The organism is Candidatus Abyssobacteria bacterium SURF_5, from assembly GCA_003598085.1.
Lineage (GTDB): Bacteria > Abyssobacteria > SURF-5 > SURF-5 > SURF-5 > SURF-5.
On the sequence record QZKU01000048.1, the window covers coordinates 24,717 to 47,767 of the forward strand.

At 55.9% G+C, this 23,051-nt stretch carries 17 protein-coding genes and 1 pseudogene; 7 read left to right on the plus strand and 11 right to left on the minus strand.

Features of this window, described 5'->3' with window-relative positions:
- Positions 1 to 30: 30 nt before the first annotated feature.
- From C4520_06700 to C4520_06720, 5 genes are read left to right on the plus strand one after another with little or no spacing between them, the layout of a single operon-like run.
- Positions 31 to 1,017: an NAD-dependent epimerase/dehydratase family protein gene (locus C4520_06700; protein ID RJP23237.1), complete on the plus strand. Its 987-nt coding sequence runs from the start codon at positions 31 to 33 to the stop codon at positions 1,015 to 1,017.
- Positions 1,018 to 1,047: 30 nt separating this feature from the next.
- Positions 1,048 to 1,830 carry a class I SAM-dependent methyltransferase gene (locus C4520_06705; GenBank protein RJP23238.1) on the plus strand — a complete coding sequence of 261 codons (783 nt, stop codon included), beginning with the start codon at positions 1,048 to 1,050 and terminating at the stop codon, positions 1,828 to 1,830.
- 3 nt (positions 1,831 to 1,833) lie between these two features.
- Positions 1,834 to 3,849: a hypothetical protein gene (locus C4520_06710; GenBank protein ID RJP23239.1), complete on the plus strand. Its 2,016-nt coding sequence runs from the start codon at positions 1,834 to 1,836 to the stop codon at positions 3,847 to 3,849.
- Between the two features lie 22 nt (positions 3,850 to 3,871).
- Positions 3,872 to 5,359: a radical SAM protein gene (locus tag C4520_06715; GenBank protein ID RJP23240.1), complete on the plus strand. Its 1,488-nt coding sequence runs from the start codon at positions 3,872 to 3,874 to the stop codon at positions 5,357 to 5,359.
- A 28-nt stretch (positions 5,360 to 5,387) separates the two neighbouring features.
- A complete protein-coding gene (locus tag C4520_06720; GenBank protein ID RJP23241.1) occupies positions 5,388 to 7,073 on the plus strand; it encodes a hypothetical protein in 1,686 nt (561 codons plus the stop codon).
- Here C4520_06720 and rlmB read toward each other — a convergent pair.
- Positions 7,022 to 7,801, minus strand: a complete 780-nt coding sequence (gene rlmB, locus C4520_06725) for a 23S rRNA (guanosine(2251)-2'-O)-methyltransferase RlmB (GenBank protein ID RJP23242.1) — start codon at positions 7,799 to 7,801, stop codon at positions 7,022 to 7,024. The genes C4520_06720 and rlmB overlap by 52 nt on opposite strands.
- Positions 7,802 to 7,813: 12 nt before the next feature.
- Positions 7,814 to 9,997 (minus strand): ATP-dependent RecD-like DNA helicase, encoded by a 2,184-nt coding sequence (locus tag C4520_06730; GenBank protein RJP23253.1) that lies wholly within the window; start codon positions 9,995 to 9,997, stop codon positions 7,814 to 7,816.
- Positions 9,998 to 10,299: 302 nt separating this feature from the next.
- On the opposite strand from C4520_06730, the gene C4520_06735 reads away from it, so the two are divergent.
- Positions 10,300 to 10,758: an Hsp20/alpha crystallin family protein gene (locus tag C4520_06735; protein ID RJP23243.1), complete on the plus strand. Its 459-nt coding sequence runs from the start codon at positions 10,300 to 10,302 to the stop codon at positions 10,756 to 10,758.
- Between the two features lie 51 nt (positions 10,759 to 10,809).
- The gene (locus C4520_06740; protein ID RJP23244.1) at positions 10,810 to 11,196 is read left to right on the plus strand and encodes a DUF2267 domain-containing protein; all 387 of its coding nucleotides are present in this window, start codon (positions 10,810 to 10,812) and stop codon (positions 11,194 to 11,196) included.
- A 50-nt stretch (positions 11,197 to 11,246) separates the two neighbouring features.
- Here the strand turns inward: C4520_06740 and C4520_06745 are convergent, their stop codons facing one another.
- The 9 genes and pseudogenes from C4520_06745 to C4520_06785 form a co-directional block, all read right to left on the minus strand.
- Positions 11,247 to 13,682: a hydrogenase iron-sulfur subunit gene (locus tag C4520_06745; GenBank protein RJP23245.1), complete on the minus strand. Its 2,436-nt coding sequence runs from the start codon at positions 13,680 to 13,682 to the stop codon at positions 11,247 to 11,249.
- Between the two features lie 14 nt (positions 13,683 to 13,696).
- A complete protein-coding gene (locus C4520_06750) occupies positions 13,697 to 14,866 on the minus strand; it encodes a (Fe-S)-binding protein (GenBank protein ID RJP23246.1) in 1,170 nt (389 codons plus the stop codon).
- On the minus strand, positions 14,842 to 15,375 hold the full coding sequence (locus C4520_06755; protein RJP23247.1) for a hydrogenase iron-sulfur subunit: 534 nt from the start codon (positions 15,373 to 15,375) through the stop codon (positions 14,842 to 14,844). The genes C4520_06750 and C4520_06755 overlap by 25 nt, the downstream gene beginning before the upstream one ends.
- On the minus strand, positions 15,288 to 18,662 hold the full coding sequence (locus tag C4520_06760; GenBank protein RJP23248.1) for a 4Fe-4S dicluster domain-containing protein: 3,375 nt from the start codon (positions 18,660 to 18,662) through the stop codon (positions 15,288 to 15,290). Before C4520_06760 ends, C4520_06755 begins: the two co-directional genes overlap by 88 nt.
- Positions 18,659 to 20,150 (minus strand): annotated as a pseudogene (locus C4520_06765) (hypothetical protein). Before C4520_06765 ends, C4520_06760 begins: the two are co-directional and overlap by 4 nt.
- Complete coding sequence (locus C4520_06770; GenBank protein RJP23254.1) at positions 20,147 to 21,271, minus strand: 2-oxoacid:acceptor oxidoreductase subunit alpha; 1,125 nt, start codon at positions 21,269 to 21,271, stop codon at positions 20,147 to 20,149. Before C4520_06770 ends, C4520_06765 begins: the two are co-directional and overlap by 4 nt.
- A 219-nt stretch (positions 21,272 to 21,490) precedes the next feature.
- Positions 21,491 to 21,757: a 4Fe-4S dicluster domain-containing protein gene (locus tag C4520_06775; GenBank protein RJP23249.1), complete on the minus strand. Its 267-nt coding sequence runs from the start codon at positions 21,755 to 21,757 to the stop codon at positions 21,491 to 21,493.
- Between the two features lie 62 nt (positions 21,758 to 21,819).
- Positions 21,820 to 22,065 (minus strand): hypothetical protein, encoded by a 246-nt coding sequence (locus C4520_06780; GenBank protein ID RJP23250.1) that lies wholly within the window; start codon positions 22,063 to 22,065, stop codon positions 21,820 to 21,822.
- Positions 22,066 to 22,095: 30 nt separating this feature from the next.
- Entirely contained in the window at positions 22,096 to 22,860 is a 765-nt protein-coding gene (locus C4520_06785) for a four helix bundle protein (GenBank protein ID RJP23251.1), read from the minus strand.
- Between the last annotated feature and the right edge of the window lie 191 nt (positions 22,861 to 23,051).

The following is a 23,051-nucleotide window of genomic DNA, read 5'->3' on the forward strand; positions in this document are numbered from 1 at the left end:
GCGATTCCTGAAGAGGGTCCTTGAAATAAAATGAATGTATTCGTTACAGGCGCCTCAGGTTTTATCGGAAGCAACCTGTGCAAAAGGCTTGTGGCGGACGGCAACCGGGTCTACGCTTTGGCGCGGAATCCGACGGAACAGTCGGGTGAGGGGCTATCGTATGTCAGGGGGGATATCCTGAATCCGAAAAGCTTTCAAGCGGTTCTTCACGACTGCGACCTCATTTTTCACTGTGCCGCCTGTGTTTCATTCGATAAAAAAGATTACCCACAAGCGTTCGAAGTGAACGTGGAAGGGACCGAGCGCATCCTGGAGGCTGCGCATCGGGCGGGCGTCAAGAAGGTGGTTCATCTGAGCGCATGTGCGGTGCTTGGGTTTTCGACCACTTCGGAAAAGGTGCTCGATGAGGCTGCTGCACCTCCCATCTCGAAAGATAATGTTTATGCGTATACGAAGAAAATGGCGGAGGAAAAGGTTCTGGAGTACGTCCGGAAGGGGCTTGATGTCTCAATCGCGAATATCGCCACCGTTTACGGCGCCGGCGATCGGAAGCTGAATTCCGGCTCGGTCATAAAGTCGGTATACGAAGGAAAGATGCGGTTTGTTCCTCCAGGCGGAACAAGCTTTGTCTCGGTTGAGGATGTTGTGGAAGGGCTGATACTGATTGCGCGAAATGGTCGTCCCGGAGAACGGTACATCTTGTGCTCCGAGAATATGGAATACCGTCAGCTTGTAAATAGAATCAGCGCGGTTTTGCAGGTGAAGAGGCCGCTGATGACCCTGCCCTCGATCGCCTATTATCCCGCCGTTCTGGCGGTAACGGCGCTGAACCTGCTGGCTCCTGCCGGCGGCGACCAGGTCAATCTTGTCACTCCTCAAATAGTGAGAGAGACATTCGGCTATAAATATTTCAGTTCCGAAAAAGCGCGGCGCGAGCTGGGCTGGCATCCGGCTAGAACTTTCGAAGAAGCTGTAGGAAGCGCCTTCGAGTATTACAGGCGCGAGGGTCTTCTGTGATTGAACCAATCAAGTTAGCGAAAGCGCATCATGAACAGGCATAGCGGTCGGCAGGCAAAAGACCAGGACACCCGTAGCAGGGTGAAAATGGCCAATCGGCGGTTGTACGATGCGATTGCGGGCGCGTATGAGGAAATCGATGGAAGACGCTCGCCCCGCTTGGAGATGTGGCTGAGAGGCAAACTGGAAAACTTGCGCCGGAGCGCGCCGGGGGGGCGCCTCCTGGATATCGGCTCCGGAAGCGGCTTTGTCACTCGATGCGCGGAAAGTCTTTTTTCGCTTCGGGTGGGAACGGACATGTCGTCGGGAATCCTCGTTGCCAATTCCCAAGCTTTTGACGCCGGTGTCGCCGCCGATGTCGATCATCTCCCATTTTCCGATGGCAGCTTTGATGTGGTGACGTGTTTTGCGGTGCTTCATCACCTGTATTCTTTCGATGACTTGGTAATGGAAGCGGCTCGAGTCCTGAAGCCCGGCGGCTTGTTTTACTCCGATCATGATATAGACAGCCTCTTCTGCAGGCGGTTTAGATTGCCGTTGGCCGTCTACCGGCGCCTCCGCGATTCCGGCTCGAAATACCGGGAAGCCAGCGAGCAAATCACGGACGAGCTGTACCACCTGGCTGAATGGCAGGAGAAGGGTATCAACGCTTCAAGCCTGGCGAGCTTATTTGCGAATGCAGGTTTCTCAGTTGAATCGAGTTTCCACTGGTTCGGGCTTGCCAGCATAACCGATCGTGTTTTCGGCGAAAGGCTCTCCCGCCACGGCTGGGCGCCCCTCGTGTCGCTCACCTGCAGGAAGAACGGAGAATAGATCATGGATTACGTGCTGGTCATTCTCCAGGGGCTATTCGGTATCTTCATCCTCATCGTTCCCGCTCTTGAATTGCTGGCTTTGTTTTCCGAGAGGAAGCTGCCGCACTGGCCTGCCGCTTTCCTGTTTGCAGGCGCTTTTCTCGTGTCTTCCGTTTTCATTGCCGGACTACAGATGATTTCCCTGTCATTGCCGAGTCCATTTGCTTCCCGCATTCTCGCTTATCTCTTGCTCGCCTCCATTGCCGCAATTGCGTGGCAGACCAAGGTTAACGCATTTAGAGAATTGATTGCGCGCTTTGGTGTCTGGGAGCGCCGCTCGCTCATGTTCCTTGCAATCGTGACCGCATTTTGGCTTGTGTCGATGCCGCTCTCGCCGTACCCCAGCCATCTGAACGTGCAGTTGGGAGATACGCCGGTATACTATCATACGGCTGCAAATCTGGTTAGCGGTAAGGGATGGGCCGCCGATTATTTCAGCGCCGACTACGTCGGCGGGACGCTTTCTTATGTGGAAAAGCATCCCATTCTGATTCTGATCACAAGCTATTTCTTTTTGATCTTTGGTCCAAACTTCTACTCGTTATACGTCTATAATACGATAGCTGCGGCGATTCTGATCTATCTGATCGTTTCGGTGGCATGTAACATGACGGACAAGAGCTTCAGAGATGGCCCGCATATCTTTTTGCTGGGCGCAATCGTCGCTCTTCTGCCGGCCCATTTCCTGCTGTTCGGACTCGGCGCGATAACTGTTCCCGGCGGGTTGGCCTTTTTGACTCTGGCTGCTTCCGTTCTTGTGCAGGATATCAGGCGGAACTTGAGAATTCTTCTCGTTTTGACTTCACTGGCGTTCATGTTCTGGAGCCGGCCCGAATCGGCGCTTCTCGCTCTGATTGTTATAGGCATGGCCGCAATGCGATTTCTGTTCGTGCATAAACTGCGAAGCTTCCACGTTCGGGCAGGCGTAGCCGCTGCGTGCTTGTTTCTGGCGGTCCTGGTTTGGCGGATTCTGCCCAATCTGCTTCCTGCTTTGCCCGATAGTCTGAGCAATCTTTCAATCTTGTATTCGAGATACCATGCGAGTTCAGGAATTTTTCTTCCTGTTCCGCACGGCTCATATGTCGAAGTCGAAGGAGAGCCCCTACTGGGCGATATAAAATGGTGGGAGTTGAGCCGCTTGTTCTGCAGGCTCACGTTATCGGGCGTAGGCCCAAAAACCCTTGTTAATCCTGAAATCGGGGATGAAATACAGGCGCACCCGTGGGCGTTTTTTCGCATGCTGTTGTACAATTCAGGCTCGAGCGCATTCGGTTTTGTACATGCGCTCGGCTCTGCCCAGTCGCAGTTCGAGTGGCTGAGGGGATTTCCCTCATTTGGCATTCTTGCGGTATTCCTGGTGCTCATGAGCCTCACCCCGGGAGGGGCATTCTTTGCTGCGGCAATAGCGATTTTTCTCTTCGTTATTCCGGCATTCAATTACGGCATCGAAATCAGGCATATGCTCGCCGTTACGCCGACCGCCTTGGCTTTTGCGCTCCGGCCCTTTTTCAAATCCTGGCAGCCGCTTTCCTTCGAGTCTCGCTCAAACCGCTGGCTTTTGGCCGTCGGAGGTTGCCTCGTGCTGACGCTTACCGGCGCCAACGCGTGGAATCTGCTTCGAATCAGGTCGGCTCCTGAGAATACGAGTTACGTCAAAATTCTCGAAGATATCGAGGAAATGAGCGACGCTGACGATCTGATCGCGTCCAGTTACCCGCAGCTTATTTCCTGTATGACTGGCCGAAAGAGCGTTGGCGGAACGTGGTTGACCGAAAACATCGATTTTATCGTGAATCGGTACCATCCGGATTTTATCCTCATTGATGACGCGCGTGACGGGCCGAAAAACTACGCCGAGTTTGAGCGAAATGGCTCGTCGATTCCCGGCTATGCCCCTATCAAACATAATGCGAATGAACGTTACATTATTTTACGCTCGATATGGTATGCAAGCTCAAAGACAAAGGAAACGAATTGAATTCTCATATTAGAGGTAAAGCATGAAAATCCTGTTGCTCTCGCCGCCCTACCTCCCCGAGTATATGCGCAATGCGCGCTGTGACTTCGTGTCTCTGTCCGCGACGCAATGGTATCCGATCCTGCTCGGCTATTGCGGCGCTTACTTGGAAGGACAGGGGCACGATGTTAAGCTCGTCGATGCTCCCGCCAACTACCTGAGTCACGACGAAACCCGGCGGATCATTCAGGAATACAAGCCCGACCTCCTCGTCCTGTACAGTGGCCGCATGAGCGAGACAAACGACATCGAGTTTGCCGATCCCATCGTTCAAGCGCTCGGATGCGAGGCTGTCATAGTCGGCCCCTACGCATCGATAGCGCCGGAAAAGACGCTTGGGAGGACGAAGGTGATCGACAAGCTAATTCGAGGAGAATTCGATCACCCGGTCGGCGAACTTGCCGAAGGCCGTCAGCCGGGCGAGATTCAGAATTTGGTTTGGAAGAATGGCGACGCGATCGTTTCCAACCCGGTCCGCCCGAATCTCTCGGGGGCCGACCTCGATGCGATCCCATTCGTATCGCGCTTCTTCCGCGATCATGTCAATATCCGCTCGTATAAGGCGCCCTCCGAATACTATCCTTTTATCGATATCATGACCGGCAGAGGCTGCAAGTGGGGCCGATGCACTTATTGCCTCTGGGTCTATACGTATATAAAAGGCCCCGCTTATAACGTGCGAAGTATTCCGAGCGTGGTGGAGGAATTCCAAGTTATCTCCAAAGAGATGCCGCAGATTCGCTCGGTGATGATACAGGACGATACGTTTGTGGGGGAGCGCGCCCGCGCTTTTAGCGAGGCGAAGCTCAGCGCCGGGATTACATTACCCTGGTCGTGTTATGCGCGGGCCGATGTGAGCTACGAAACACTCCGCTTGATGAAACGAGCCGGATGTCGAAATCTACACGTCGGCTACGAGTCTGCCGATCCCGATGTTCTAAAGCGGATCAAGAAAGGGCTGTCCGTGGACCGGATGACCCGTTTCACCGAAGACGCGAAACGGGTCGGACTGAGAATCCATGGAGATTTCGCGATCGGGTTCCCTGGGGAGACGCCCGAATCGGCAATGAAAACGATTCTTTGGGCTCGCAAACTCAACCCCCACACGGCTCAGTTCCAGTTGATGATTCCGTTTCCGGGAACGGAATACTACCAGGACATGCTCGAGAGCGGATGGCTTAATTCGAACGGGGAGCCCGACATGCCACAGTTTTCCAATGAGCAGATCCGTTCCATGGCAAAGAAAGCATATCGCACGTTTTACTTGAGCCCGTCCTACTTGTGGAAATGCATTTGTCATCCGTATGAACATTTCTTCGGCCGCTTGAAAACCATCAGCCGCGCCATCCCCGCGGTCTTCTGGAAGCGGTGGGGAACCTCGATCTCCTCCGCAAGCGCGCAGGGGTCGGCAGCCTGTCCGCAAACCAAGGCGGAAACTGCTGCTTCCCGAAAAGGGGTGCAGGAGAAATAGTACGGGGGCTGAAAAACTCCCGCTCCCTATGCAAAACGCACTGCAAAAGCCTGAAACCACAAACACGATTCTCACCAGGGTCTTCTCCGACATCGTGATCGCTCTCGTCTTGTCTTTGATAAACCTTGGGGTGCTGCTGGTTTGCTGGAAAACGCAAGGGGTTCAGGCGGACGAATCAATATATATCTATGGCGCTCTTCAGATGATGAAGGGAAAAGTCATTTACCGGGATTTTTGGGTCTTTTATCCGCCGGGTATCTTTCTTCTCGTCATATCATCGTTTGTGCTGCTGGGAAAGTCGTTGTTCTCGCTGAGGCTGGTATTGATAGCGGGCGCCTCTGTTACAACCTTAATGATATATTTGCTGGGCCGCACGTTCATGTCGAAATTCTATTCGGCTGTTGCATGCCTGCTCTTTATCGCAGTCGGAGTCAACCTGTGGCCGGTTTTCGGCCACCATTGGACCAGCACGTTTTCCGTCGTAGCCGGCGCCCTCTTCATGGCTTATTTCCTGAAGGAACGAAAATACATCTTCCTGGGCTTAAGTGGTTTTTTCGCCGGAACGACATTACTGCTCCAACTCCATAAGGGACTTCCCCTTCTCGTGGGAGGGCTGCTGGTGTTGGGGCTTGCAGTCATCTCGGCGCCGCCCGATGGACGGTCGCGCAAAAGAGAATTCGTCAGCCAGGCTTCCATCTATTCTTTGTGCCCGATCCTGTTCGTGGGAGCAACGTTTGCATGTTTGGCCGCAATGGGTCTGTTGAAGGACGCCTGGGACGCGATCATCGTTTTTCCTTCCGAAGAATTGGCCGGCATCGCGAATCCGAACTACAGCGCCCCCTACGGCGCGTACTCGCTTGGTTTGCTTGCAAGAACTACGGATATCTTCGGAACCCCGATAATCAATGCCATCTCTACGCAAGTGGTGTACGCTTTTATGGCTTTCGCGGCTCCCGTATCCGCCGTCTTGCTTCCGCTCGGACTGATCATCAGAAAAACATCGCCGGCAAAGCCGGAATTTCAAATCCCATTCTTTGCATCGGTGGCGGCTCTCTCATGTTTTGCGGCCTCGCTTGGCAGGCCGGATTTCCACCATCTCCTCACTGCGCTCCCGCCGGCGTTGCTGACGTTCAGCTATTGCATTTCGTCATTTGGGTCCGGCCGCTTATCTCGATATTCCGGAAGGCTGCTTTCCGCAGTCGTGCTCGTTCCGGCCCTGTGGATTGGAATCGCAAGCATTGCGTCCGCGTCTCTCGTAAGGGTCGTTGAATTGGGTTCTCCGCTGGGTCTGCTAGCCGCGCGTTCAGGCGAAGTAGAGAGATCGATGGCGCTCGCTCCCATGGAAAAGCTGCTGCTCTTCCTGAAAACCTCCACCGACGAGAGCGAAAAAATCTTTGTTATGCCTTCGTCCCCTTTCTTGTATTATCTGAGCGAACGGGAGAACGCGACAAAATTCCCGATGCTCATGTCGAGCCTCAATGATGAAGATCAGATGGCGGAGGTGATCGAGGAGTTGCGGAGGGAGAACCCCCGAATAATCATTCTTGATCCGCTGGCCGATTGGCAACAATATCAGGCGGCGCTACCATATGCCCGCCTCCAGGATTTCGAGCGGAATCCTTTGCTGAACTATATTTCTGAGAACTACAAAGCAAAAGGAAGTTACGGCGGATTCGAGGTGCTCGAGCGCGACGACGAGGTAAATCGACGCTGACGAAAGGCCTCGTAAAGGAAGACAGCGGCCGCGACGCTTGCATTCAGCGATTCGATTTTCCCCACCATCGGGATGCGGGCCAGTTCGCTGCATTGGCGGCGGACAAGCGGCCTCAAACCCGCCCCTTCGCTCCCAATCACGATCGCAGTCGGTACGGCGAAATCCATCTCATAAAGGGTCTTTTCGGCGTCGCCGGCGGCCCCCACCGTTGATACTTCGCTCTCATTCAAGGCATCGATGGTCTGAGCGAGGTTCGTCACCCGCGCAACCGGCACGTACTGTGAGGCGCCCGCGGAATGCTTTGCAACAACGGGCGTGAGCCCTGCCGATCGGTGGCGCGGAATCAACACTCCGGAAACTCCGACGGCCTCGGCCGTCCTCAGGATCGCTCCCAGATTCTGCGGATCGGATATCTCGTCGAGCACCACGATCAGCGCGGGAGTAGTTCCTTTGAATGGCTGCATGATACCTTCAGGATCGGCGTATTCGACGGGAGCGACCGACGCGACTATCCCCTGATGCGCGCTTCCGTGTGGAACATATTTCTCTAAAGCGCGCCTCGGGACAAACTTCAAAACGATGTGATGCTGTTTGGCCAGTTCGCGAATCTCGCTGATAATGCGGCCGTGGTCTCCTTCAGCAAGAAATATCTTGTTTATTCGCTCGGGCGAAGAGGTCAGCACTTCCATGACCGCTCGCCGTCCATACACGTATCCCGTCTCTTCCATATCCGTTTCGCCTCATCCGCCCGAATGTGATTTCAATCTCGAGGCCAGACCCGAATTCCGATACTGCACATTCGCGTTCTTCACGGCCTGAGAGAGCGCCTGGATTGAGCCGACCAGAACAACCAGCTCCTTCGCCCGCGTGATGGCCGTGTAGAGCAGATTCCTCTGGAGCAGCATATAATGCTGATTCACCATCGGCATCACCACTGCGCGGTACTCCGACCCCTGCGACTTGTGCACCGATATCGCGTAGGCCAGTTCAAGGTCATCGAGCTCGTTCTGTTCATAATCCACAATTCTTCCATCGAAATCGACCCCCACCTGCCCGGCCTCCGGATCGATCTCGGAAACCAGACCGATATCGCCGTTAAACACCTCTTTCTCATAATTGTTCCGTATCTGCATGACCTTGTCGCGCAGCCTGAATCCGCGGGCGCCATGTTTGATTTCATGATTTGAAGGATTAAGCAGGTGCTGAAGCCGCAGATTCAGATTCGCAACGCCTGCCGGCCCTCTATGCATCGGGCTGAGAACCTGAATGTCGAGGAGCGGGTCCAGATGAAACGCATTGGGTATCCTTTGACTCACGAGGTTTTCGATGGTGGCGACAACCTCATCGGGATTCGAGCGCTCGATGAAGTGAAAATCGCTCTTCGGCGACGCCTCGCCGCGCGGCATCATCGGAATTTCCCCGCGATTGACTTTGTGCGCATTAGCTATGATGAGGCTGTCCGCCTCCTGCCGGAAAATCTCCGTCAGACGGACCACTTCGGCAATATGCGACTCGATCAGGTCCTTGAGCACATTTCCCGGGCCCACCGATGGAAGCTGATCGATATCTCCGATCAAAATGACTCCGGCCTCAGAAGGGACCGCTTTCAGCAGATGGTACAGGAGGACGATATCCAGCATCGAAGCCTCATCTATGATCAGGACGTCACACTCGATCGGGTTCGCCTGATCGCGCAAGAAGCCCGAAAACAGCGGGCTGTATTCGAGCAGTCGATGAATCGTCATAGCTGTCGCTCCGGCACTTTCCTCCATCTTCTTGGCGGCGCGTCCGGTAGGCGCCGCCAAAACCACTTTTTGATCTTTCGCGCGGAATATCTCGACCAGCGCCTGGATGATCGTGGTCTTTCCGGTGCCCGGACCACCCGTGATGATGAGGAGCTTGCTGCTGACCGCCTTGGCGAGCGCCTCCCGCTGTCGCGCGTTCAGCGTCATCCGGTGTCGCTTCTCAAACCAGGTCGTCGCTTTGCCCGCATGAATCGGCGGCATCAGCCTCAGCGTTTCCCGCAGGCTTCGCAGGAAATCGGCGGCGCCGGTTTCCGCCGTGTAAAGCGCAACCAGATACGCCGCGTCTTGAGAATTCATCCTGTCGATAACAACCTTTCGTTCGGTAACCAGAGCGGCAACTCCCGACTCGATCACGGCAGGCGGCGCCGCCAAAAGCCGCTGGCAGCGCTCGCGGACAACGTGCAGCGGGCAAAAGACGTGTCCCTCGGCCGCCGCCCCTGAGAGAACATGCGCGACCGCCGCCGCCGCTCGCTCCGGCGAATCCGGCGCGATACCCATGTGCATCGCGATGGCGTCAGCCTGCTTGAAACCGATGCCGTAGACGTCATAGGTCAGCCGGTAAGGATTCTCCCGCACGATGCGTGATGCATCTCCGCCATACTGCTTGATGATTTTCCCGGCATATGCGGCGGAAATACCCAGCGACTGCAGGAAGATCATTGTATCGCGCAGGTCTTTGTGCTGCTCCCATGCTGCAAGTATCTTCTTTAAGGTTTTCCTCCCGATTCCGGGAACTTCCTTGAGCCGTTGCGGGCTCTCTTCCATAACATGGAGCGTCTTCATGCCGAATCGGTGTACGATCCGCTCGGCCATCACCGGCCCAATTCCGGGAATCACCCCCGACGCAAGATATTTCTCGATGCCCTCCGTTGTCGATGGAGGGATGATTTGGCAACTGTGGACCCTGAATTGCTCGCCGAACTTCTGGTTGGTCTCCCAACTGCCGAGCGCCTGCAGTTGCTCGCCCTCGCGCACACCGCTCAAATGGCCGACGATTGTGACGGCTCCTCCCTTTCGGCTCACGTTCAAAAGGGCTACGGTAAAGCCGTCTTCAGCGTTCATGTAAATGATCTTTTCGAGTGTTCCCCGAAGACTTATTTCATTTTCTTTAGTAGTCATGGAAATGATCCACTTCACAAACACCTCTACGCAAATTCATTATAAGACATCGCAATCTCCTCCTTCAACCAATTTACGGTGCGCTGATGCGGGGCGGAGATTTTTCAGGATTGGGATAAACGGCGGTAAGAAAGCCCCCCTAACACAGCACGTCCCGGGGCACCCGGAGCTGGTTGTTAAACAATAATGAATAATTGCACTGAAGAGTTAACAGAGTAATACTAGTATTGAGGGAAGAAGAGACAAACAAATACGTCGCAAGAGGATTTAGGCGAACTCTTTTTTGAAAGGAGGGATAAAACATGGCACTGGTCAGATGGCGTCCCGGTTTTGAGCTTGAACCGTTTCGGAACCTGATGAGGATTCAGGACGAGATCAACCGTTTGTTCGATCTCTCGCTCGGATTTCCTGAACGACGGGGGATCGAGGCCGAATGGGCTCCTGCTGTCGATGTATACGAGGACGAAAATAATATCTTTGTGAAAGCGGAATTACCGGGACTGACCGACAAGGATATCGACGTGAATGTCATTGACAGCAATCTGGTCATCAAGGGTGAGAAAAAGAAAGAGGAAGAAAGAAAAGAAAAGAATTATTACCGGATCGAGCGGACATATGGCGCTTTTCAGCGGTCGATTCCGCTGCCGACTGCGGTTGATACAGAAAAAGTGAAAGCCTCCTTCAAGAGCGGCATCCTGGAAATAGAGATGCCGAAAAAGGAAGAGGCAAAACCAAAACAGATAAAAGTAAAGACTGAATGATTTCTTTCAGATTCTCTTGCGCGCCCCTTCTCCCTGCTTACCGGAAGGAGGATGGGAATGGAATATGATCGTTTCATAGAGGAAGTCAAGAATCTGGAGTTTATTCCTAATCGCGACACTGCCGATGCCGCCGTCAAGGCAGTCTTGGGCATTTTGGCGAGCCGGCTCGAAGAGGCGGAGGCGCAAAAACTGGTCGAGAAGCTTCCGGGCCCGTTGACCCTCGAGCGGCTGCGGGGCCATCAGGTGCGGCCAGAGAAGATTTCCGTTGAAGAATACATCATCGAGATCGCTCAGCAGTTCCGCATAGCGGGCGATCAGGCCGAAACCCTTATTAAGACTGTTCTGCATCTGGCTAAAGATTTGCTTGGCGACGAGACGATGTCTGAGCTGGAGCACGCGCTCCCATCGGACTGGAAAGCAACGATCGAGAGCGCCTGAAAAAAAGGGAAATGGCTGCAGAAACTACCTTTTTGAATACGGAGTTTCCGTTATCCTTCGACGGGGCTTTCCGCCTTCTGTCCTTGCAGGATTCGCTGTGTTTCGGCTATCTCCTCGGGTGTAACGGCTTTGCGCAGGCGCTCCATGCGCTGCATCACTTCCTGGAACCGCACGCCTTCGGCGGCGCTGATCCACTCGAGCGCCAGTCGTTCCTTGCGGATTCCGAGCTTGTCCATCTTCTTCCACAACTTGCCGATGCGGCGCTCCGTCCAATGGTTCGCATTTATATAATGGCAGTCGCCGATATGGCAGCCGGAAACCAGAACGACCGGCGCCCCTTTCTCGAAGGCGCGCCACACGAATTTCTCATGAACGCGTCCCGAGCACATCGTGCGGATCAACCGGCCGTTGGACGGATACTGAAGCCGCGACACTCCGGCGAAATCGGCGCCCGCGTATGAGCACCAGTTACAGGCGAAAACCGGGATCCGCTCCGCCGGCTGCTCTTCAAGGATGGCATCGATCTGCGCCTCGATCTGATCGTCGGTAAAATGATGCATCTCGATGGCGCCAGCCGGACATTCGGCCGCGCACGTCCCGCAGCCCGCACAGGCGGCGGTCGTGACAACAGCGGGCTTTTTCGCGCGCGTATCGACATCGATGGCATTATACGGGCATACTTTCGCGCACAGGCCGCACGAGGTGCACAAATCCGGATTGACTTCCGCCGTGATCGACTCGACCTTCAGGCGTCCTGGATTCATCAGCCGCATCGACCGGGCCGCCGCGGCGGACGCCTGCGTCACCGATTCGCGGATATCCTTCGGTCCGTCGGCGCAGCCGGCGAAAAAGACGCCGCGCGTGGCGGAATCGACCGGCTGAAGCTTGGGATGCGCTTCGAGGAAGAACCCTTCGGACGTGCGCTGCAGCGTCAGCATCTCCTGCACAATGTTCATGTCCTCCGGCGGCTGGAGGGCAACCGCCAGCACCACCATTTCCACCCGGTGTGTTTCGAGTTCGTTGCTTGCGGTATTCTCGACGGTCAGAATCAGGTCGCGCGTCTTCGGGTCTTCCTTGATTGAGCCGGGAAGCCCGCGTATGTAGCGCACGCCCGTCCCTTTACTCCGCCGGAACAACTCCTCGAACCCCTTGCCGAACGCCCGAATATCGATATAAAACACTTTCACCTCGATATCGGGATAGTGCTCCTTCAACATGAGCGTGCTCTTGATCGTGTTCATGCAGCAGATGTTCGAGCAATAGGGACGCCCGCGCGTCTGCGAGCGCGAGCCGACGCATTGGATGAACGCGATAGATTTCGGTTGTCGGCGATCCGTGAGGCGAACTACCTCTCCCTTGGTCGGGCCCCCCGCATTGATCAGACGTTCCAACTCGATACTCGTGACGACGTTCTCATACCTGGTGTATCCGTACTCGTCAAGGATCGTCGGATCATAAATATCGATGCCGGTGGCGACAATTATTGTGCCGACGTCGAATTCGAGCATTTCATCATTCATGTTGAAGTCGATGCAGTGTTTCTCGCACTTCAAGATGCATTTGCCGCAGATTATCGGATTGTGGCCGAGACAATTCTTCATGTCGACGACATATGCGGAAGGAACCGCCTGGGGAAACGGAGAATAGATCGCCCGGCGCGTGTTCAGCCCCATGTTGAATTCATCCGGAACGGTGACAGGGCAATCCTTAATACAGTCGCCGCAGGCGGTGCATTCGCCTTCCTTTACGTACCGCGCCCGTTTGAGCACCTGCACGTGGAAGTTGCCGACGTACCCCGTGACCTTCTTGACTTCGCTCAGGGTGAGCAGCGTTATGTTTGGATGCCGACCGGCATCAGTCATCTTCGGACCGAGTATTCATATGGAGCAGTCCATGGTTGGAAACGTCTTATCCAACCTGGCCATGATCCCTCCAATGCTCGGCTCCTTCTCCACGAGGATGACCTTATAGCCGGAATCGGCCAGATCGAGCGCGGCCTGTATGCCGGCGATTCCGCCGCCGATCACCAGCGTCGAGCGCCGGATCGGGACTTCGGTCTCCGCCCGCGTCTTCAAGCGGCGCGCGCGCGCGACCGCCGATCGGACGAGGTCGCCCGCCTTGAGGGTTGCGCCTTCCCGATCGTGGCCGTGGACCCAGGAACACTGCTCGCGCAGGTTCGCCATTTCGAGCAGGTACGGATTGAGGCCGGCCTCGCTGATGCACTGCCGGAACGTCGGCTCGTGCAGTCTCGGAGAGCATGAGGCGACCACGATCCGGTTCAAGCCCTCTTCCTGAATGTCCTTCTTAATCAGGTTCTGGCCCGGCTCCGAACACAGGTAGCCGTCATGTCGCGCGAGAACGACGTCGGGAAGCTGTTTTGCACGCTCGGCCACAGCCTCGCAATCGACCACGCCCGCAATATTCAACCCGCAGTGGCACACGTACACGCCGATTCGGCACGTCTCATTTGTTCCCGTTTCTTGCATTCCGCTCCTTCCCCCTATTTCCCCGACCATTCGATATGGTCCGCCAGCACCGACACCAAATCCCGTATCTCCAACTTCAACGAACCGCGGCTGTAAGGGTCCCGCATCGTGCACGTCAGGTGGATCATGCATTTCGGACAGGCGGTAATCAATGTCTCGGCTCCTGTCGATTTCGCCTCCTTCAGGCGCTGAACCTGGACCCGCTTGGAATAGGCGTCGCAGTTTATGAACGCGTTGTTGCCGCAGCAGAGCGCGCTGTGTTTTGAATTCTCCATTTCCCGAAGCCTCGCCTGCGGAATCAACGACAGCAGCGTGCGCGGCGTATCATAACATCCGGATATCCTGCCAAGGCGGCACGGATCCTGGAACGTCAGCTTGCGCTTGAACGGCTTGAACGCGACGCCACCCTTCTTTATTTCTCGCTCGAGGAGGTGAATCAGCAACGTTACTTTTATGTCGAAGCCCGAAATGACCTTCGGCATGTATGTGCCGAGCGTATGGTAGCATTCAGGACACGTCACCACGACTTCTTCAACACCTGCCGCTTTGAATTCCTCATAGTTGAGGCGGCACAAGGTTTCAAAGTTTTCCTGGTCGCCAGTCCACAGCAGATCATGACCGCAGCATCGCTCATTTGCAAGAAGCACCGGTTCTATTGAGAGAAAATTCAGAAGACGCACGCTGTCGCGGATGATTGAAAGCGTGTCAACCTCGATCCCGGAGAAAAAAACGTCGAAATACGGGGCGCAGCCGGTAAAAAAGGCGATAGGCCCATGAGTCGCCGTCTTTACCCGCGGATCCACCCATCCCAGTCTCTCCTGCTGAAGTTCGGGCGACGTCATCATTCGCATCCACGAGTGAAGCGCGCCGTCATGAGCGCGATATCCTCTCAGCCCCTTCGATTTTGCCAGCAGCGTGCGCATCTCCAGGATCAGATGACTGATATCGACGCCCGAGGGGCAGCGCTCTTCGCACAGTCCGCACGTCAGGCATTCCCACACGGAGCTCTCGATAAAGGTCTCGTCCTCGCGCTCGGCGATCAGTTTGTGCGCCAGGAGCCGAGGCGAATACTCTTTTCCTGCAATCAGGCGCGGACACGACGCGGAACATTTCCCGCACTCCAGACACTGGTGGAGCGAGTGCTTGCGGATTATTTCGTCTATTCTTTTATCGAAGTCGTCCACGATGCTTCTCTTTCCTGGCGTGGTTTCGCTTCATTCGGGCCCAGCGCTTCTATCCGGGCGGCAAAATCCCAAAGAGCCTTTACAAATTCCTCTTTTTCGTGCGTGGCAAAATTCCGCTCAACAAGCCGCTTTTGTCTGATCCCCAGAAGACGAAGGAGCTTGCGCACTCGCTCTACGTTGACATGCCCGACTTCCGGTCCCGGTCCATACCGGCAATCCTCATCCTTGCATTCGAGCAAAATGACGCCATCGGCGCCGTATTCGAACGCCCGGAGAATGAGCGCCTGATTGATTCGGCCGATACACATCACCCGCACCAATCGGAAATTGCGGGGGATCTCCAGCTTGGCCATGCCGGCGGCATTATAGCAGGCATATGGGCTCCAGTTGCAGCAGATTCCCAGCAGATTGACCTGTCCCATCATCGTTCTCCGGAAAACGTCTTCATGACGATATCTTCGAGAAGCTGGTTCGAAAAATAGGGAATATCCATCGCCGTAACGGGGCATCGGCCGACGCACCCGCCGCAGCCGACGCAGTTGTGACGGATGACCTCCGCGGTATAGATGCCGTGCTGGCTTGATACCATCTTGATCGCGTTAAATGGGCAGATTTCGGCACACCGCCCGCACCCGCGGCACAGCTCCGGATCAACGCGCGGACTCAGCTCGTGATCCTTCAAGAACGCTTCCGCCGTCACCGTCGCCACTTCCGCGGCAAGCGCCGTGCCGGCCTCGAACGCGTTCACCCGCTTTAACGTGCGCGGCAATACCCGATAGAGCCCGAGTTGGGGCGTATGGAAAAAGGCAAAATTGTACCGGTACAGTTTCTTCAGTCCCATCATGTTCTCCTGGATCGCGAGCGGAAGCACGTTCTCATCCGTCAAACAGATCACGCTCGCGCGCCAGGTGTGATGAACGCCGCCGGAAACAAGGGAAACCCTGAAATCGCCCAGATGGCCGCTGATTTCCTGTATCTCCGCTTCTTCCACATGAGTGATGGACCGGCCGATCTTCCCATCAATCGGCCTTCGTGCGATGAAATCGGGAAGTCTCGCACCGCCGGCAGTGGTACATTTGTGGATCAGGCGCACGTGAAATCCCTGCAGGCTCAAGTTCATCGCGCAACTGATTCCCACTTCGGAGCCTCCAAGGATCATGATGTTCTTGCCGATCTCGGTGATACCCTGTCGCAGACGGCCGAGCAAATGCACTCGGATCAAGGCTCCCTTTAATATTTCACGGGCCTTCTCGAATATCTCATCGTCCGTCTGTCCTCCCGGCAGCAGATGATCCTTGATGTTGATCATCTCGAAGTGATTCCGCGGCAAACCAAGCCGGTCGAACAGATGAATGCGGGCGCGCGTTCTCTGATCGTTGCACGAGATGCATTGAAATTCGAGCGGACAGCAGACGCAAGAGCCGAGAATCACGCGATTCAGCCGTTTTTCACGAACCGAGCGCGCGATTTGATCGGCCCCACGCGGATGACATGCGGAGAAAATGATCTCGCTATGGGCGACCGACGGCACGCGCGCCGCCAGGTCCATGATGCGATCCATTACCGCCTTCGGGGCCATCGCGCCATTGCAGTTGCAGATGAAGATTCCCAGGCGTTCGTCCCCCGCAGGTTCGGGCGGCTCGACTTCATTCGGAATGGCGGTCACTCTCAAAGGAGCGGCCTCTGTCATCGCCCGGCCCGCGGCCGAGCTTCCGGATACCAGCACATCGACCAGATCGATTTCCGCCTTGAGATCGCTCAGATGGAAAATCCTTTTGCCCTCGACATGATCAATGCTGCCGATTTCCTGCGAATCCGCGATAATGACGCTGGGACACGAAAATTCGAATCGTCTTCCTTCGCGAAAATGGTCGATCGCTCCGATATCGGTGCAGACGCTCTCGCAAACCCTGCACTCGCAGCACGCGCCGCACTGCAGGCACCGTTTTGCCTCGGCCACTGCCTGTTCCGGCGTCAGCCCGAAATCGACCTCTTCAAAATCGCGCCGCCTCACTTTCGGCTGGCGCTGAGCCATCTCCGGCCGGGACTGCTTCGGAATGTCTTCAGATATCTCAACATATTCGCCGACGCCTCTGCTCTCGGCCGTCAGCTCGGAAAATTGAGACCGGTTTCTTGTGAGATGTTCGATCATGAACGCCGCGGCCTTCCGGCCGGAGGCCATCGAGCCGATGACCGTAGACGGACCGGTCACGACGTCGCCGGCCGCGAAAACGCCGGGGATCGAGGTTGAAAAATCATCGCCCGCCTGAATACGGCCTGCCTTGTCGGTTAAAAAACCTTCCTGCGCCAAGCCGAATTCCTTCAAATGGGGCCGCTGTCCGATCGCGACGATCACCGTCTCCGCCTCGATTGCAAAAGTCTCGTCTGAATCGTATGCTATCCGCCGCGCACCTTGAGAGTCGGGTTCCGACCAGTGAGCCGGCCTGCAGATGATCTTGTTAACCTGATTTGCCGCGCCTTCGAATTCCACCGGCGCCGCCCCCAGAACGAACTTGACGCCCTCTTCGCGCGCCTCCCGGATCTCGCGTGGATGGGCGGGCATCTCATTCTCTCTTTCTATTGCCAGGATAGTGACTTCTTCAGCCCCCAGCCGCAAAGCGGTCCGCGCGGCATCCATTGCGGAATTGCCCGCTCCGATCACGACGGTTCGCGCTTTCACTCTTCCTTCTTTATAAAGGTTCATTCTGCTGAGAAACGCGACGCAGTGCTCGATGCCCTCGAAATCTTCGCCCGGTATATTCAGCCGCAAGTCCTCATGCGTGCCTGTCGCAAGCAGGATGGCTTTGAATCCCTGCTTGAGAAGAGCGGCAGCCGAATCTATCTTGTGGCCGGTTCGGATTTCGACGCCGGAACCCGCAATGGCCAGTACTTCCGCATCGAGCACTTTCCGCGGCAACCGGAACGAGTTGATGCCGGCTCGCAGCATGCCGCCCGCTTCCGGCAGCGCCTCGAAAACGGTGACCGAGAAGCCGGCCCGGTTGAGAAAATGCGCCGCCGTCAGGCCGGCGGGTCCGGACCCGATGATTGCCACGCGCTCTCCATTATGGTCGCTTTTCGCACTGTCGAGTTTCACCGGGCCGTGTTCCGCCTCGTAGTCGGCAAGGAATCGTTTCACGTCGCGAATGGCGATCGGCTCATCCAGTTCCTTCCTGCGGCACGAGGCCTCGCACGGATGATGGCAAACTCTGCCGCAGATGCCGGGAAGCGGGTTATCCTCCTTTATTACACGCAACGCTTCCTCGAAACGCGAGGCTGCCGCTAGAGCCATGTACGCCTGCACGTTGACTCCGAGCGGACAGTTCACGCGGCATTCTGCGAGCTTGCGTTTATTCAACTCTAACGCTCGCGAGGGACAGTATGCGGGACTCCTGCTGAGGGGAGGATGATCGGAATTGTTGAGCGGGCAGACCTCCATGCAGCGGCCGCAGCCGGTGCAGAGATCATAATCAATGTACTGCGGATTCTGCGTGACAACCGCCCGGATGCCGACCGGCGATTGTTCGAGCGATTCCAGCCGGGCGCCGGTCAGCGGCGTGACCAGCGGATGGCGCGTGACGCGCAAATAGAGCGGGCGAAACTGGAAGTTGATGTCGTCCGGCCATTCGGAAAAGGTCTCGGTTCCGCCCGGCAACTTCAGAAAATGCGGCGCGTTCGTCACCCACACGACCGGAATGCCCGATTGCGCCAGGTCTTCGGCCGCTTTGAGCGCGCCGTAGCCCGAGCCGACGAGCAGGATCGCCTTCTTCGGCTGTTTCGATGCTTTCCGCGGCGTCATATTCCATTCCGGATTTCATCTTGTTTCGAGAGGCTTCTTAAAATGGCCTCGCCATACTCGCGGCCGCGTTCGAATGCCTTCTGGTTTTTCTCCTTCGTCTGTGGTGGCACCGAACTCAGAACCGCCTTCAGAAGCGAATCAGGGTTTACCAGGTCGCTCACCGCCGAAAGAAATCCGAGCATGACGATGTTCGCCATCATCTCGTTTCCCAGCTCCCCCGCGAATCGGGTGGCCGGAATGTTGTATGTGACCAGGCTCGGATCAAGCTCGCCGACCTGAATCAAATCCGAATCCCAGATGAACAGGCCTCCCGGGATCAGCAAGTCTATATTCTTCGTGTAGGCTTCCTGGCTCATGCATACCAGAACCTGCGGCTCCTCAACGTATGGAAACAGAATTTCCTCATCGCTGATCATCACCTGAGCCGAACACGAGCCGCCGCGCGCCTCGGGCCCATACGATTGGGTGAGGGTCGAATGCCTGCCGTCATACAATGCGGCGGCCTTCCCCAATATGTTGCCGGCCAGCACAATGCCCTGCCCGCCAAAACCGCTGATAAGGATTTCCCTTTCCTTCTTATCCTGCATGAGTTTTCGCCTCTTTCGCAGGCTCGCGTTTCGCCGCCGGCTTTTCGCCCGCCGGCCAGGCGGGCGCCTCGCGTCTGCTGACAAGCTGATAATTATCGAGGAACGTCGGCCGCTCGATATCGATGAATTTGCCTACCACAAGGTTCTTATTGAAATCGAGCGTCGCCTCCTTCGGGTCCACGTCATTTCGAATCACCGACTTCTCGTGATAATACTTCACGATGTCGATGCCTTTTCCCATCTTATTGCGGCGGCCAAACGACGTCGGGCACGGCGAGAGAACTTCGACAAAACTGAATCCCCTCTTGTTCATCGCTTCGGTAATCGAGTCGGTCAGCCGCCTGATGTGAAGCGCCGTCCACCTCGCAACATAAACCGCTCCCGCTGCGGCCGCCATGTAACAGAAATTGAAGGGTTCTTCCGGACATCCGATGATGCTGGTAGTCGTCTTCGCCCCGAACGGAGTGCTCGGAGCAAGCTGGCCACCGGTCATGCCGTAGTTGAAGTTGTTCACGCAGATGACCGTGAGGTCCATGTTCCGTCTTGCCGCATGAATGAAATGGTTGCCGCCGATCGCCAGCAGGTCGCCGTCACCCGAACACACGAGCACGCGCGACTGCGGCCGCGCCAGCTTCAGGCCCGTGGCAAACGGAATCGCGCGCCCGTGAGTCGTATGATATGAGTCGACCTTTATGTAACCCGCCATTCGGCCCGTGCAGCCGATGCCGGATACCATCGCGACATCGTCAAGCGGCGCCGTAGATTTTTTTATTGCCGAGAGGACGCAGCCGAAAACGGTGCCAATGCCGCAGCCCGAGCACCAGATGTGCGGGATGCGATCGGTGCGCAGTATCTCATCCTGAGGATGCACCGGCGCATGTTGCTTCGTTTTCTTTGTCATTTACGCTCCTCCAGCACCGCCTCGACAGCGGCAACAATCGTGCGCGGGCTGAGAATCGAGCCGCCCGCATGCGGCACCAGCCGCACATCGCACTTGCCGCGCGCGCACCGCTCGAGTTCCAACACCATCTGCCCCATGTTGATTTCCGGCATGATCATTGCCTTTACCCGGCCGGCAAGGTCCTCGATCGCCTTTTCCGGGAACGGCCAAACAGTGTTCAGCTTCAGTAAGCCGGCGCGCATCCCCTTCGCGCGCGCCTCGCAGACCGCGCGCCGGGCCGACCTCGCGCTTATGCCGTAAGCGACCACCGCCACCTCGGCATCATCCAAAGCCGCCGTCTCATACCGAATGATCTTATCGGCGTTGTTCTTGATCTTGTTGACGAGCCGCTCTATCATCTGCTTCTGTGTCGCGTCATCCATCACCGGATATCCGCGCTCGTCGTGAGTCAGGCCGGTTACGTGGATGCGGTAGCCGTCGCCGAAATTTGCCATCGGAGCGACTCCGTCGGAATCCGGCTTGTACGGAAGAAATTGAGCAGGCGCGACAGTCGGCTTCGGGCGCGAGACGATCTCGATCTCATCCTCCGCCGGAATCACCACTTTCTCCGTCATGTGGCCGACCACTTCGTCCGCCATTATCATCACGGGCAAGCGGTATTTCTCGCTCAAATTGAACGCCCAGACGGTGAAGTCGAACATCTCCTGCGGGCTTGAGGGCGCAACCGCGATAATCTCGTACGGCCCGTGCGAGCCCCATCGAGCCTGCATCATGTCGGCCTGGCCGACCAGCGTCGGCAACCCTGTGCTCGGGCCGGCTCTCTGAACATTGCACACCACGCACGGCGTCTCGGTGCACAGGCCGAGCCCGATATTTTCCATCATCAGCGAGAAACCGGGACCGGAGGTGCTTGTCATCGCTTTCATGCCGCCCCAGCTTGCGCCGAGGACCGCCGCAATCGAAGCAAGCTCATCCTCCATCTGAATATAGATGCCGCCGATATCCGGCAGGCGCGCCGACATCCGCTCGGCAACCTCGGTAGCCGGCGTGATCGGATATCCGCCGAAGAAGCGACAGCCGGCCGCAAGCGCGCCCTCGCAGCACGCGTAGTCGCCGTTCATGAAATGTGTACCCATAAGGACCGCCTTCGCCGCCACGGTATTCGTCACTCCAATTGTGTTAATTTCATCTTCATCTGCAGATTCGATCCGCCGGGGGGTACGTCATCGATCCCCCTGCGGGACCGCGGATCCTAATCTTTTTCCGTAGTCCTTGTTAAACCCTGGGTATCTCCTATTCAATCCAATCCCGCGAAGAGCGGGATTAAAATTCAAAATGGGTCAGGGTTTGGAGGGAGCTTCAACGGAATATATGGCGAAATCGGGGCAGATGACTTCGCAGAAATGGCAGTTGACACACTGCGATTCGTCCTCCACCTCAGGGTAATGGTATCCTTTGAGATTGAACGCTTTCGAAAGGACCAGCACGTTGCGCGGGCAGTACTCGATGCAGTACTGGCACCCCTTGCATCGTTCCCGCAGAACGACAACCTTTCCCTTGCTCGTCTGGATGGTATGCAGGTCCAGTGGAGTCCGCCAATATTTCATATATACACTTCCCTCACCGTTGCTGAACATCGGATTTCATACTGCGCGAGGAACTCATTCGCTTACCGCAGAGGATATTGGCGATGCAGCGAGAAATCGAGGTCGAAGTGGCGATATTTTACCATGAAAGCGGGCGAAAAGTAAACCCAAAAATGGCCAAACGAGCACTTAAAGAATCGGGTCGGATTCAAGAGGGGGGGAGGAAAGGCCTTGATCCTTTGCGAGCTGAACGGCCTCCCGGTTATGCCGAAGGTGCTTGGAAGGGATTGTAAGGCGTCCGTAAACATCATAGGGCAGACCTCATCCATGTTATCTCTGAAACCGGCTCTTTCGGAAATTCATTTGCCTCGCTTTCTGCTTGTCCGCCTTTGGTAGAGTCGTTCTGTGAAACCGCCTTCATCTTCGAAAGCCTTGGCTTGTGCCGCGATCTGGCGGTCAAGGAAATAGACGCAGAGATTCAGCAGTGAGAGGGCCGCATTGGCCACCAGCGCCGAAGATGGCACGGACTGACAAGGACTTTCACGGACGGATAAGGACACGCGAGATTCTCTGCTGCCTTCTCTACCCATATTTGTCCGAACCACGGCCTGTTGAGCGACTTTTTCTGTGCGATTTGAAACGGTCCCGCCATCTGTGTCGGTCTGTGTTCGTCTGTGTTCTTCGATCGTATTCGGAAGTTTTCGTCCTTTCTCATTTTTTGGTCTTCGTCTTTCTTCCTCGACCCATGCCCTGACCTCATCCAGCGTTGCCCAGCGCCTTTTCCTGAAACGCACCAGAACTGCATGGCCTGGCGTCCATACCTCCAGCCCCCGCTGCCGAAGGAAGTCCTCATAGTCCAGCCGGAACTCCTCCAGACTTGCCCGCGCCACGTTTGTCAGTTTCAGTTCCATCTTCTTTGACGTTCCTGACGCTTGGCTGCCTTCAGCGATGTTTTGAGTTCCGCTCCGCGCCGCCTGGATCATTTGGTCGCGCGTCCGGCTGTTCTTATCGACGTAGCGGTTACAAAAACGAACCGTAAGATCATAAATCAACTGCGCAAGCTGAAAGCTCTTCAGTTTTCGATATCCGCCGTGCTTCGGAATCAGTGTGTTATCGCCAGACATTTGCTTGTCCTAATCCTTTTTCTTCCATTCCGCCTCTTGAATTCTTGCGTCCGCTTTAGGAGCGGCTGAAGAACCTGCTAAACATGCTTTATGAGGCTGTCCCATAATTATGTTTTTCAAGATGCTCAGACCTGTTAAGGCATTGCATGCTGAGGGAAATTGAGCATCAGCGTTATGATTCTTCCGAATTG

Bases quoted from the DNA above. Each gene is read 5' to 3' on its own strand.
- C4520_06730 (RJP23253.1), bottom strand. From the start codon at position 9,997: ATGACTACTAAAGAAAATGAAATAAGTCTTCGGGGAACACTCGAAAAG.
- C4520_06760 (RJP23248.1), bottom strand. From the start codon at position 18,662: ATGACGCCGCGGAAAGCATCGAAACAGCCGAAGAAGGCGATCCTGCTC.
- C4520_06770 (RJP23254.1), bottom strand. From the start codon at position 21,271: ATGAACGGCGACTACGCGTGCTGCGAGGGCGCGCTTGCGGCCGGCTGT.
- C4520_06720 (RJP23241.1), top strand. From the start codon at position 5,388: ATGCAAAACGCACTGCAAAAGCCTGAAACCACAAACACGATTCTCACC.
- C4520_06780 (RJP23250.1), bottom strand. From the start codon at position 22,065: ATGGATGAGGTCTGCCCTATGATGTTTACGGACGCCTTACAATCCCTT.
- rlmB (RJP23242.1), bottom strand. From the start codon at position 7,801: ATGGAAGAGACGGGATACGTGTATGGACGGCGAGCGGTCATGGAAGTG.
- C4520_06755 (RJP23247.1), bottom strand. From the start codon at position 15,375: ATGCCCCGTTACGGCGATGGATATTCCCTATTTTTCGAACCAGCTTCT.
- C4520_06705 (RJP23238.1), top strand. From the start codon at position 1,048: ATGAACAGGCATAGCGGTCGGCAGGCAAAAGACCAGGACACCCGTAGC.
- C4520_06735 (RJP23243.1), top strand. From the start codon at position 10,300: ATGGCACTGGTCAGATGGCGTCCCGGTTTTGAGCTTGAACCGTTTCGG.
- C4520_06785 (RJP23251.1), bottom strand. From the start codon at position 22,860: ATGTCTGGCGATAACACACTGATTCCGAAGCACGGCGGATATCGAAAA.
- C4520_06700 (RJP23237.1), top strand. From the start codon at position 31: ATGAATGTATTCGTTACAGGCGCCTCAGGTTTTATCGGAAGCAACCTG.
- C4520_06775 (RJP23249.1), bottom strand. From the start codon at position 21,757: ATGAAATATTGGCGGACTCCACTGGACCTGCATACCATCCAGACGAGC.
- C4520_06740 (RJP23244.1), top strand. From the start codon at position 10,810: ATGGGAATGGAATATGATCGTTTCATAGAGGAAGTCAAGAATCTGGAG.
- C4520_06710 (RJP23239.1), top strand. From the start codon at position 1,834: ATGGATTACGTGCTGGTCATTCTCCAGGGGCTATTCGGTATCTTCATC.
- C4520_06715 (RJP23240.1), top strand. From the start codon at position 3,872: ATGAAAATCCTGTTGCTCTCGCCGCCCTACCTCCCCGAGTATATGCGC.